Genomic DNA, 12,022 nt, shown 5'->3' with positions numbered 1-12,022 from the left:
GTTCAGAGCAGCAGCGTCCAGATCGCGAAGATGGCGTACCAGAGCACGGCAGAGCGCACCAGCAGTTGCCACAGCGCATCCAGGCTGGCGACACCCTTGGCGCCCAGGCCGCCTTCGTTGAAGTCTTCGGCGACGTAGCCGGCGCGCGCCAGCAGACGAGCGGCAGGTACGTCCCAGGCCAGCAGGTCATGCAACAGGGTGCGGGTCACCGCGACGAAGTTGCCCACCAGGGCGAAACTCAGCACCAGCGCGCGCGACGGCAACCAGTCGAAGGCATGCCGCAGTTGCGCGGCGCGTTCGCGCAGCTCCGGTTGGCGCGCCTGCTCGGCGGCGATGGCGAGCAGGCGGTAGGCCAGCGCAGCCACCGGGCCGAGCAGCGCGTACCAGAAGATCACGGCGAAAAAGGCCTGGTAGGCCTCCCACACCAGGGTGCCCTGCACCACGGCCAGCAGGTCGTCGTCGCCATCGGCCTGCACCTGCACGCCCAGGTCGCGCTCGGCGACGTGGTAGGCGGCCTGGGCATCCTCGCGGCGCCAGGCATCGCGGAACGGCCCGATGGCGCGCAGCACGTCGCCGCGCCCCAGGCACCAGACCACCACCAGCAACTGTACCGGCAGCGCCAGCAGGCCGTAGGCGACCGGTTCGAGCAGGGTCAGCAGCAGCGCCAGCAACAGCAGCGGCGGCAGGATCGCCACCAGCAGGCCGAGCCAGGGTTGCGCCACCAGCGACTTCACGCCGCCCACGCTATCCAGCCAGCCGAGCCACCAGCCGTCGCGCTGAACCTTTGCACGCCAACCGGAGAACTTCTCGACCAGCAGGACCAGCAACAGCACCAGGAAACTCATGTCGGCTCCTTCTTCAGGCCGGCGCCAATATCGGCAAAGTAGCGCGTCCAGTCGAACGCTTCGCCCGGGTCGGTCTTGCGCTGCGGGGCGATATCGCAGTGGCCCTGGATGCGCTCCGGGGTGATAGCCGGGTAGACCTTGCGCAATTGCCGCGTCAGTTGCGCCAGCACCTCGTACTGCCGCTCGCTGTAGGGTTCGCTATCGGTGCCTTCGAGCTCGATGCCGATGGAGAAGTCGTTGCAGTTCTCCCGGCCGTCGAAGCGCGACACGCCGGCATGCCAGGCGCGCGAGTTGCAGGAAACGAACTGGAACAGCGAGCCATCGCGCTCGATGAGGAAATGCGCCGAGACGGTCAGGCTGCAGATGCTGGCGAAGTACGGGTGCTCATCGGCGTCCAGGCGGTTCTGGAAGAACTCCTGCACCTTGCAGGTACCGAACTGGCCGGGCGGCAGGCTGATGTTGTGGATGACCAGCAGCGAGACTTCCTCGCCGTCGGGGCGCGCGTTGAAGTTCGGCGAGGGGCAGCGCTGGGCATCGAGGCACCAGCCGGATTCGGGGTCGATCTGCATGGAGACTCCTTGGCAGAGCCCCACTCTAAAGCAGGCGACGGGGGAAATGAACTCGCTGGCACGCGGCCAGCGGGCTCAGGCGTTCTTCAGGCGGCGCAGGTTGCCGATCACCGACTCCAGGGCACGGTCGAACAGCAGCGCGTCGTCGAGCAGGCGCACGGCGTTGCGGCGGAACTCGACGGCCAGGCTCATGCGGGTCTTTTCCAGCACCTTCATGCCGGTACGGTTGACGAAGATGTAGCGGCCGCTCGGGCGGATCACCGCGGCCAGCTTGCAGCGCAGCTTGTGTTCTTCGTCTTCCTGGATTTCCACCCAGCTGCCGACGCGCAGGTCATCGACCTTGCGCAGCGACTCGTCGTCGTCGGCAAAGGCCTCCTCGGGCTCTACGGCGCGGGGCGGTTCCGGCGAGGCGAGGACGATCTCCTCGACCACAGCCACCATGGCTGGCTGTGCAGGTGCAGGCGCGACGTCTGCCGGTGCATCCAGCGGGTCGTCGAGCAGCGGCAGGTCGTCTTCCAGATCGAGCAGCGGCGCTTCCTCGACCTGCTTGTAGCGCTGGAAGGCCTGCACATGCAGCCCTTCCAGGCGACTGAAGAATTCGCCGGTGGAGAACGGATCGAAGGCGGCCGAAGCCAGGCCTTCGCGCAGTGACTTGAGCAGTTGCGGGACCATTTCCAGCAGGCGCAGACGGGAGTCCGGATCTTCGTGGGGCTCGACGCTCCAGATCAGGTCGTCCATGGTCGCCAGCGCGGCTTCCCACTCGCTGGAGTGAGTGCCGTGCTTCAGGCAGGTGAGCAGCAGGACCTGGCTCCAGGCCTCCTGCAGCAGGCGCACCACCACTTCGGGCAGGGTGCGACCCAGCAGGCGCTCATTGAGCACGCCTTCCACGTCCTGACGGGCCAGTTCGGCGCGCGCGCGGCCCTCCTCGGCATCGCGGGTGCGTTGCTCCAGCAGGTCGCTGCGGCGGCGCTCGTCGCCGGTGAAGGAGATGAACTCGTCGAGCAGCTCGGAGAAGATCGCCGGGTCGTCGACGAAGTCGTTCAGCAGGCGCATCACCACCTGCTCGATCTTCTGGTACAGGTGGTCACGCTGGCCGTCGGACTGCTCGGCCCAGCCCAGGGCGGCCGAGGCGATCTCGTTGAGCAGGCGGCGCGCCGGGTGGCTGCCACGGCTGAAGAAGGTCTTGTCGAGCACCGCGACCTTGAGCATCGGGATCTGCATGCGGCCGATCAGGGCCTTGAGCGAATCCGGCAGGGTGCGGTCATCGAGAATGAATTCGAAGAGCATGGAGACGAGGTTGATGACATCCTCGTCCACCTGGCCGACCACGCGGGAACGGCCGCTCTTGCTGCTGACGCGGGTCAGCAGGTGATCCAGGTGCTGGCGCACGTCGATCTCGTCGATGCTCTGCGCCGGCAGATGCGACTGCAGGTGGGACAGCAGGCGCATCAGGTCATTGCTGGAAATCGGCACCGCATCGGCGGGCATGGAGCGCGTCGGGGCGGCACTGCCGCGCACTTGCGAGAGCAGGTCGCGCAAGGCAGCGAAGGCGGCCTGGCTGTCGGCATCCATGTACTGAGCGGGGACGCCCTGCTCGCCCGCTTCAGCGGCAGCAGAGGACGGCGCGGCGCCCTGGCTGCTGGGTACGGTGCGTTGCGGCGGACGGCGCAGCGGGACGGATTTCAGCTCCGGCAGCACGCCCAGCGCGATCAGCGTCTGGTTGGCTTCCGCATACAGGTGCTCGGCGTCGGCCAGCACGTACTTCTCGAAGAGCTTGAGGATGATCAGCTTGACCTTGATCTCCACGCCCAGGCCACGGCAGGCATCGAGGAAGGCTTCGCACAGCTGGCGCGGACCCAGCGGGTTGTTCTTGTCCTCGACCTTCTTGCTGACCAGGGTATTGAAACGGGTGGTGAGGTGCGTGAGGGCGACGCCGTCGCGGCTCATCACCTTCGCGACCATGGCATCCAGGGCGACGGACTCTTCCAGTTCGTCGTTCTGCACCAGGGTGAGATTTTCGTAGGAAACCGTATCCAGCGCCGGCGCGCGGCCGATCTCATACTGATTCAGGTTGGCGAAGTTCTCGAAGACTTTCTGCAGCACGCCACGCTCGATACCCTTGCGCTTCAGACGCAGGTCGCGCATGGCTTCGAAGTAGGCGCTCTGTTCGGCGTTGTTGGCGGCGCGATCGGCCATCTCGAACAGGGTGTCGTCGGCGTTGTCGAACAGGGCCTGCATGGCGTGACGCAGTTGGACGGCGACCTTATCGCGGACAGCGACGAGCCCCGCCGGAACGCGTCCAGCGAACGAATTCTGCGAGGGTTCCGTGGCCGACTTGTTCAGCGGCACTACGTTCGCGTCGTTCTGCATCGCAAGTCTCCTGCCGTCAGACCTGTCTGGCGGCACCAACAGTCATCGAAGCGTCATCCGTAACGTCAATTTAGTGGCGTCAAAAAGCGGAAAGGTTCAACGTCATTATAGGGAAGCTTCTTACACAACCAAGAGACATTTCACGCATTCTTGAAGAAATTCACACTGAAGCGCCCGCCGTCCGTCCGACAGATTGTACGGCGGTCCAAAAAACACCACGCCCTGCACGCCGCGCGCTGTCGCCCGTATAATCGCGCCACTGCGAACAGGAGCTTTCCATGCCGAACCTCACCCTCGCCGAGCTTTCCGGGGAAATCCAGGCCAACGTCCGCGCCGCACTGGCCGAAGACGTCGGCAGCGGCGACATCACTGCCCAACTGATCCCCGCCGAGCGCGACGCCAGCGCCCGCATCATCACCCGCGAGAACGCCATCATCGCCGGCACCGCCTGGGTCGATGAGGTATTCCGCCAGGTCGACCCGCGCGTGCAGGTGAAATGGCAGGTTCGCGACGGCGAGCAGGTCAGCGCCGACCAGACCCTGTTCACCCTGGAAGGCCCGGCCCGCGCCCTGCTCACCGGCGAGCGCAGCGCACTGAACTTCCTCCAGCTGCTCTCCGGCACCGCCACCCGCGCCCGGCACTATGCCGACCTGGTGGAAGGCACCGGCGTGAAGCTGCTCGACACCCGAAAGACCCTGCCCGGCCTGCGCCTGGCGCAGAAATACGCGATCACCTGCGGCGGCTGCCATAACCACCGTATCGGCCTGTACGACGCTTTCCTGATCAAGGAAAACCATATCGCCGCCTGCGGGGGCATCGCCCAGGCCATCGCGGCGGCCCAGCAGATCGCCCCCGGCAAACCGGTGGAGATCGAAGTGGAAGACCTCGGCGAGCTGCGCCAGGCGCTGGAGGCCGGCGCCGATATCGTCATGCTCGACGAGCTGAGCCTGGACGACATGCGCACCGCCGTCGCCCTCACTGCCGGTCGCGCCAAGCTGGAGGCCTCGGGCGGCATCACCGAAAGCACCCTGCGCACCATCGCCGAGACCGGCGTGGACTACATCTCCATCGGCACCCTGACCAAGGACGTCAAGGCGCTGGATCTGTCGATGCGCCTGAGCCTGTAATCACCCTGACAGGCGCGCCTGTCCTCCATTGCCTACGCTTTCAGCCAAGCGCCTGAATTCCCTCAGGCGTTTTCCTACAGCTGGCGAAAGGAGGCACTGGCGCAATGGCGGGCAAGATTCTGCTGACCGGGGGCTGCGGCTATATCGGCTCCCACATCTGTCTGGAACTGATCGAGCAGGGGTATCAGCCCGTCGTGCTCGACAACCTGAGCAACAGCTCGCCCATCCCGCTGCAGCGCATCGAGCAGCTGACCGGCCAGAGCATTCCCTTCGTCAAGGGCGACGTCCGCGACGAAGCCATCCTTGATCGGTTGTTCAGCGAGTACAGCATCGACGCGGCGATCCACCTTGCCGGCGTCAAGTCCGTCGCCGAATCGGTGGCCGATCCCATCGCCTACTACCAGATCAATTTCACCGGCACCGTCACGCTCTGCCAGGTCATGCAGCGCCATGGCGTGAAGCGCTTCATCTATAGCTCCTCCGCCACGGTCTACGGCCTGGCGGCCGAAAGCCCGATCCGCGAGGACGCCCCCACCGGCCCGGCCAGCCCATACGGCCAGTCCAAGCTGATGGCGGAAATCGCCCTGCGCGACATCGCCCACGCCGACCCGCAGTGGACCATGGCCATCCTGCGCTACTTCAATCCAGTGGGTGCCCACGCCAGCGGGCGCATCGGCGAAGACCCCAACGGCATCCCCAACAACCTGATGCCCTACGTCTCCCAGGTCGCCACCGGCAAGCAGCCGTTCATTCGCGTATTCGGCAACGACTACCCCACCCCGGACGGCACCGGCGTGCGTGACTACCTGCACGTCGTCGATCTGGCCAACGCCCACCTCAGCGCCCTGCGCTGGCTGGACGGCGCCAGCGGCGCAAAGACCTTCAACATTGGCACCGGCCGCGGCTACAGCGTGCTGGAGATCATCCAAGCCTACGAAAAGGCCTGCGGCCACGAACTGCCCTTCCAGTTCCTGCCCCGCCGCGATGGGGACATCGCCAGCTACCACGCCGACCCGGCCCTGGCCGGCGCTGAACTGCACTGGAGCGCCAGCCGCGACATCGAAGACATGTGCCGCGACGCCTGGAACTGGCAGAGCCAGAACCCCAGCGGCTACGCCTGACTTTTCTTCGAATCGGAAAACAAAAAGCCCCGCTCGAAAGCGGGGCTTTTTGTTGAAGCTGGTGCCGGTAAGAGGAATCGAATAACACTCTATAAGCCAGGCAATTAGCGGATAAATTCTAACTATCGGCTAACTATACCCCTATCTGTACCCCTAAACCTGCAAGCACCCTAGCCAACCTGAATCGATGCCCTCAACAAGCTGTCGAGCCAACGATCTAGGGCTGACGCCTCACAATCTTCGCCTCAACGTACTCCATCAAGGAAAGCCCGCTCCCGTCAAACTCCGTGAGAAAGACAATCTGGCCGCCCTGTTGGTATGCGGAATTGATCGGCCCCTTCTTCCGGTCAAGCGTCAATACAATTGATTCAAACGACCTTGCTGCTACCGAGACGTCGGCCTCGTTGGGGTACAGCTTCGTCTTCTCTTTCTTCCGGCTTCCAATCGTCGTTCGCTGCTGGTTGATAAAGTCCAACTCCTCAAGACTCGCGAAACGACCTTGGTCAAAACCGCCATGTCGCTGCTCATCTGTTGGGAGACTCTCGTCAAAGAAGCCAAAGAACGGAACAGTTCTGACGCAGCTTCGTATTGCCTCCTGAATGAACTGCTTCAGGTCGGCCTTCTCCTCGGGGATCGGAGGAATCTCAAACTCCGCCTCCCGGGTCATGCAGAGGCAATACCTGTCAGCCGGTAGCTCGACGCTAAGATCCATTTGGCGTGCGAACAAAAAATCCCAGACGTTGTTATCGATGTAGACGCTCTTGATAGGCAAGGAACATTCCTTCGCGCGTTACACAGTAGAAAGCACGCCGCAGCGCGCCCAGCCCGGCTTTAGGTCGCGATCAGACACGAAGATTCGTGGTGCTAGCCGTCGCTTTTTTCCGCCTGCCCAATACGTACCAAGGGCGGGTATCTCCACCTGGCCCCGTCGCTGTCACAGCCAACAAGATCCATCCCTCTGCCAGCTTCTGATTGGCAGCATGCGCAGTCTGGACCTCTATTACTTCTTCTGCCTCGTGCAATTGCATCATCAAGCTCCCTTTCCGTGGAATTGTTCAGCCAGTGTAATCGAGACGACGGGTAGGGTATCTAATACAGAGTTGTAAAGCCGGTCCCGCCAAAACGCACCTTCTGGCTGCTGACGCTGACGTGGCTGAGTAACGTCAGTCGCATTACTATCGGACGATCGAAAATGGAGCGAACTGTCATGGAATACATCACACCAGCCTGCTCGTTGATCGCGCTTTTTCTTGCCTACTTCGCGATTAGCCGAGAAGGGCGAACTGACCTTAAAGACTCGCTGCGCAAGATCCTAACGTTGGCACGTAAAGGGCTTCGCCCAATCTTGTTGGTTGCGATCGTCGTGGGCCCGGCGCTGATTTCATGGAACTCTTACTTCCACGTTGTGGCGTTCAGGGACTCTGTTGAGCCAGTCACTCGCAGAGAGATCGTCGCGGTGCTGCTTCACGCCTTCAACTTTGGGATGTACCTCATCTTTTGCATGGCTGGTGTTGGCATCGTCATCGGTACGCTTCTTCAAGGGAAAAAGCGAAAGAAGACCGATGAGCAAGACCTGGATGAAGAAAGCCCTTCCGATGAACGACTTTCTAGCTAGCCAGACGGAGATAGCGAGGCGGATCTGCAATATTTGGATTGCGAGATCAGTGGCTATTTTTCGCTCGCAGCACATCGCTGCTTTATGACGCGCCTGATTGATAGCAGCTTACTGAGGCAACCGTTTCCGGTTGGTTTAGTGCTGCGCATCCAGTCATGGCGCGGGTTTCGCTTCAAACCGGAACCGGAAACGGCTTGCCCAGGAAAAGCTGGTATGTAGTCCGAAGTCGGGGCTCGAATTACCCTCAGCGATTCCAGATTCCCTAGGGGCCCCCGGTGGCGTGAGCCACGCTCGATTACTGGGGTTAGGCGCCGCAGCTACTGCAAACCATCAGCAACCCGTTTCTATTGCTTTGATTGGGGTTCTACCCCGTTAGGCGATATGGCCGAGCCGCCAATCGGCACTCAGTACTCACTCTCTCGCAACTCTTGCTCAAGCTCGTGCTCGACATGAGCCTGGAGCCGCTCTCGGTGTTCCTTTAGCCACATCCGTACATTCGAGTTAGTCTCAATGGCCAGTAGCGCCTCGGCCCTCTCAAGTTTCCCGCGGTAGTACTCACTCGCGGGACCGCTCCATGACCCCGAAAAACTATTGGCATGCAGACTGCTCCGAACCTGCTCGATATGCGCGTAACGCTCCAGCAACTGGCGAGCGAAGCTCGGCGTGTCCCCAGGACTGCTAACGATGGTCGGGCAATGCGCTGCGAGGAGCCAAGCACGGTCTGCAGGAGCGACATCGACCCATTCGAACACCATGGGTGATGGCAGCGAGTCGATACCTGCCATACCTTCACCCCGGACTGAGCTCCCCCCACGGAACCAATTCAGCAGATGCCAGGTACCCCGGTCCCTTGGCGCCTCCAGACGGCGTGCAATAACAGGCCAGATGGCGGTAGGCATTGCTTGTGCGACGTTTGACAGGAACTTGAGCGGTTCCGGGCGGTAGCCCGCAGTGATATTGGTGCGGCCGTCGAAGTTTTCGAGCAAGCGCACAGCTAGGCGTGCCGCAGCATCGGCATCCAGTTCGAGCAGACGGTTCGCGACTTCGTTCCAGCGATACTGCAGCATGTTGTTATAGCTTTGGCGCTCCTGTCCCTCGATGAAGGCCGGCGCACCAAGGCTCTGCTCAATCCGGCCAGACAGCAGGACACCTTCCTCCGGATGCCCACGTAGCCTGGAGTCGATCAAATCCAGTGCTGCATCGGACGCAACGAGGTCATCGATTCCGAGCAATAGGTCAATGACGCCTTCGAAGACGGTCAGCTGCAGCTGGTTCACCACCCCGCCATAGATGAATAGCCTGAAACCCCTCGGGTCGATCTCACCTTGCTGGGCTAGGTTGAGCAAAAGTTTGGCGATGCGATCGCTAATTCCAGACCGCCAGACGACGCCCAAAGTCAAGTGGCGAGTCTCGTCGTTCGACAGCAAGCTCTCGACCATCCCCTCCCAGAGCAAAGCGTTCTTGTCATGAACAGCGGCCAGATATCCCCCGACGAAGAAGTCTGACCGCTTTTCGGTCGCCCGGGTCCAGGCGTGCAAGATTGACGTCCATAGTTTTAGGTCATCCATGCGCCCCAACAACACGCCAAACTCATATCCATTCTTGGCATCATCCGTGACGAGCCAGGAGAGTTCTGGCAGCAGCAGTGCTGGATCTCCAACGGCAGCCGCAGCAAGTTGGACCAGTTCCGGCTTCGCGCCATCCGTGTACTCACCATCCGCGCTGAAGTGGTCCTCGATCAGCTTCATGCCAGCGTGCCGATGCAGCTTGGTCGAAAAAGAGGATTCGATGAGCTCCACACGTAGCGCTTCTAGCTCAGATGAAACTTCCGCGGACAACTCCTTCCGTTCGTAATGCAGCGTTGCCACGATGGCTTCGATGCACTTATCACGCAGCTCATGCACCTGGGCCGCCCGTCGCATGAACGCGAGGATCGACTTGGCAATCGGCACGATCAGTACGAGGCTGCGGAAGTGATCCAATATCCCGATCGCCGCTTTGTGGCCTTCGGCAGGAGGCAGGTAATCAACCGACTCCGTGAGCAGCGACACGTGCGCGGCGTAGGCGTCATATAACTGCTCCCAGGTTTCCGGCATCCAACGGTCGGGCAGCCGTTCTAGCCCAATGACTTCGTCGATAACCTGCCTGCTCATGAACGGATCGAGGCTTTTGCTCAGCGCTTGCACAGCAATTTCCCTATAGAACGACACAGGGCTCTGCAACAGGTGCCTTAGGTAGTCGAGCTTGTCGATTGGCGACATCTCAGACGCGGCGAGCTGACCATGACCGAGGCTGAATAGCGAGATGAAAGTGCCGGTGGCATTGTTCGACCAGTTTTCATTCTCGGCCTCAGCTAACAGCAGCAGGCACTGGGCGGCCTCGAAGAAGGTTTCGGCGGGCACGGCGAGCTGCTCAAGCCGACATATAGCCGTTCGACGCGCATCGCCAGAGAACTCTCGGCGCTTTTCTACATCTTCGCGTCCCAAGGCAGCGACGAAACGGCGCAGGGCTGCCTTGGGTTTAGCCTGCGCTATGGCGAAAAAAAGACTGGCGTCTGAGCCAGCACCAAAGCCAGCAAGGGACGCGAACATACCGCCCTCACCGAGCAATCGGTCGGCCCAGGCAGTCGCCGCTTTAGACTCCTTAGCAAACATCAACATTGCATCGAAGTGCTGCTGCATACGCACCCCAAGGTTTTCGCGGAGTTCCAGCACGTCGATTGCGAGGGAATACTTTTCGAACCAACTCTTCCACATGGCGACGTGAAGGAGCTTCGGAGATATCAGCAACGTCCGCGGGCCCTGCAGAACGCGGCGCTCGCGAAGCGCCTCGACCGCGCGGACCAACCGCAACCGCGAGAAGTTGGAATCAAGGAGCTGAACCGCCTTCAAGACTGCGCCCTGGACTTCAGCGCCATCGCCGGTCTCCCATGCAATCTGGCGGAACAATGCCATCGTGCGAATAACAGCGAGTCGATCCTGCCCGTCAACGGAATCGATGTTGTACGGTGCGCACACTATGCCATTCCACAGGTCATCCAAATGCGCGAAATGCTCAGCCGAGTGTTGGGTCGGATTGTTCTTGATGTACTGACCCAGCCGGTGCGCGGCCCTAGGCGAGCCCTCGCATAGGCTGGCAAACCACTCCGCCTCGTCCGCGACGATCCCGTAGCCCTTGAAGATCTCGGCCAGAAACGGCTGCAAAAGCCTAGGTATTTCGATCAGTTGGACATCGACGTGCGCACTGGGTCCATCGGCTAAGTTGTTGGCGGTCAGGAGTAGCATATTGCTTGCTCGCTTGCGGAAAAGCGCGCTCAGCTCGCGCGACGTTTCTAGGTCGCAGTCGTCAGCCACCAGGATGATGGTAGTATTCGGTGCCATCTGCCTCAGGGCCTCCATGGGGCCGCTGTTTATCGCTTGCTCAGGATCAGGGCAGTACAGGACACATCCTGCTCGCTGGCATGCCGCTAGCGCCCTATACATCAGGTGAGTCTTGCCCGCCCCGGCGTCCCCCAGGATGCGCACATGCTTGAAGCCATCAAGGCTGTCGGCTACGCGCGTAATCTCCTCGGCGAATGCCTTCAGATCATCCGTCAACTGATAGGAATCAATCTCGAGCTCGCAGGCCTCCGCCATGAACGACAGGTCATAAAAGTCGGTTTTGTCGTACCCCTGAACTCGACTGATACGTCTCGCGATGCCCGGTGCCAGTGTCTTGATAGCCGTGCACAACTGGTTCGCTCGGATGATCCGGACCGTGACTTTTGCGAAGGCAGGGTCGATGGCTCCCATCAAGTCACTGATCTGCTTTTCGCCGTAGTCGTCGGTCTTACCCACGAGGTCCGTGCCGAAAAGCACGACAACGAATGCTCCGCCGTTCTCAAAACAGCTCAGCACCCGAGGCTGCAGCTGATCCTTGGTCGGCAGATCCTTCCCTGCAGCAAATTTTGGCTGTATCAGCAGCGATCGAATGTCCGACTGGTTCGTTGCTGAAAAATCGCCCGTCTTGATCTGGTAGCAGGTCTGGCCTTCCTCGATCAGTCCGGCGGGCAGCAATTTGCCTTCGATGCCCGCAACATCCGCATCGATGCCGCCATCGGCTACGTTGATCGACGCAGGTACATCCACTCCCGTGGTCGGTAGGCCGAGCTTTGCTGCCTCGATGACCAACAGTTGACGGAACAGCTCAACCGCTTGACCGGCTGCGATCTGCATCAGGTCGTCGGTTCTGACGTCAAAGGGTCCTATGGTGTCAGTTGGCAGAGCCATTCGCGGTCCTCGGTATGATGTCCTTACGCCCATCATGGTCGGCTAGGAGTGCTAGCCACCACCGGAGCCATCAGACTTGCGGCAAACGTAATCCAATCTGAGTGCCC

Annotated in this window: 8 protein-coding genes; 3 read left to right on the top strand and 5 right to left on the bottom strand. The window is 61.2% G+C overall.

The genetic code is table 11. The features are described from left to right. Positions 1 to 2: 2 nt before the first annotated feature. The 3 genes from ampE to ABKS89_RS05130 form a co-directional block, all read right to left on the bottom strand. Positions 3 to 845: a regulatory signaling modulator protein AmpE gene (gene ampE / locus ABKS89_RS05140; RefSeq protein WP_348588093.1), complete on the bottom strand. Its 843-nt coding sequence runs from the start codon at positions 843 to 845 to the stop codon at positions 3 to 5. Next, positions 842 to 1,414: a 1,6-anhydro-N-acetylmuramyl-L-alanine amidase AmpD gene (gene ampD / locus ABKS89_RS05135; protein ID WP_348588094.1), complete on the bottom strand. Its 573-nt coding sequence runs from the start codon at positions 1,412 to 1,414 to the stop codon at positions 842 to 844. The genes ampE and ampD overlap by 4 nt, the downstream gene beginning before the upstream one ends. A 75-nt stretch (positions 1,415 to 1,489) precedes the next feature. After that, positions 1,490 to 3,784: a DUF1631 domain-containing protein gene (locus ABKS89_RS05130; RefSeq protein WP_348588095.1), complete on the bottom strand. Its 2,295-nt coding sequence runs from the start codon at positions 3,782 to 3,784 to the stop codon at positions 1,490 to 1,492. A 278-nt stretch (positions 3,785 to 4,062) separates the two neighbouring features. On the opposite strand from ABKS89_RS05130, the gene nadC reads away from it, so the two are divergent. Beyond that, the gene (gene nadC, locus ABKS89_RS05125) at positions 4,063 to 4,911 is read left to right on the top strand and encodes a carboxylating nicotinate-nucleotide diphosphorylase (protein WP_348588096.1); all 849 of its coding nucleotides are present in this window, start codon (positions 4,063 to 4,065) and stop codon (positions 4,909 to 4,911) included. Positions 4,912 to 5,015: 104 nt separating this feature from the next. After that, positions 5,016 to 6,032: a UDP-glucose 4-epimerase GalE gene (galE, locus tag ABKS89_RS05120; protein WP_348588097.1), complete on the top strand. Its 1,017-nt coding sequence runs from the start codon at positions 5,016 to 5,018 to the stop codon at positions 6,030 to 6,032. Positions 6,033 to 6,249: 217 nt separating this feature from the next. Here the strand turns inward: galE and ABKS89_RS05115 are convergent, their stop codons facing one another. Next, a complete protein-coding gene (locus ABKS89_RS05115) occupies positions 6,250 to 6,804 on the bottom strand; it encodes a hypothetical protein (RefSeq protein ID WP_348588098.1) in 555 nt (184 codons plus the stop codon). Between the two features lie 435 nt (positions 6,805 to 7,239). Between ABKS89_RS05115 and ABKS89_RS05110 the strand changes: the two genes are divergently transcribed. Beyond that, positions 7,240 to 7,647, top strand: a complete 408-nt coding sequence (locus ABKS89_RS05110) for a hypothetical protein (protein ID WP_348588099.1) — start codon at positions 7,240 to 7,242, stop codon at positions 7,645 to 7,647. Positions 7,648 to 8,051: 404 nt separating this feature from the next. Here ABKS89_RS05110 and ABKS89_RS05105 read toward each other — a convergent pair whose 3' ends face one another. Next, positions 8,052 to 11,915: a hypothetical protein gene (locus ABKS89_RS05105; RefSeq protein WP_348588100.1), complete on the bottom strand. Its 3,864-nt coding sequence runs from the start codon at positions 11,913 to 11,915 to the stop codon at positions 8,052 to 8,054. Positions 11,916 to 12,022 lie beyond the last annotated feature (107 nt).

The sequence above is a fragment of the Pseudomonas sp. LABIM340 genome, assembly GCF_040017195.2.
Classification (GTDB): Bacteria; Pseudomonadota; Gammaproteobacteria; order Pseudomonadales; family Pseudomonadaceae; genus Pseudomonas.
Note: the sequence above shows the minus strand (reverse complement) of the source record. Positions and strands in the feature narration are given on the sequence as shown.